We start from the raw sequence: 229 nt of genomic DNA, 5'->3' as shown, positions 1-229 counted from the left end.
GCTACAATAGATAATTTCAATTTAGTTAAACAGTGGGGGAATTATAACGATAGTGATAATGTAGAAATTATTGAGGTAAAGGGGAATATTAAGGAGCTTCGCTATTATCTAATGCACTTTCAAACAGAGGAGGACCGCAAGAAACCTTTTGAATTGTTTGAAGCTATAAGAGAGTTAACGAAAAACCACAAAGCAATTATATTTTGTAATTGTCGGGGAGAGGTAGAAG

1 pseudogene is annotated in these 229 nt (G+C 34.1%); it reads left to right on the top strand.

Annotated elements, in window-relative coordinates:
* Positions 1 to 229, top strand: a pseudogene (locus JDS82_RS29605) (DEAD/DEAH box helicase); the annotation flags it as partial.

Origin of the sequence: Bacillus cereus group sp. N14 (assembly GCF_016483555.1) — a bacterium.
GTDB lineage: Bacteria > Bacillota > Bacilli > Bacillales > Bacillaceae_G > Bacillus_A > Bacillus_A wiedmannii.
This window is presented reverse-complemented; position numbering and strand designations above follow the sequence as displayed.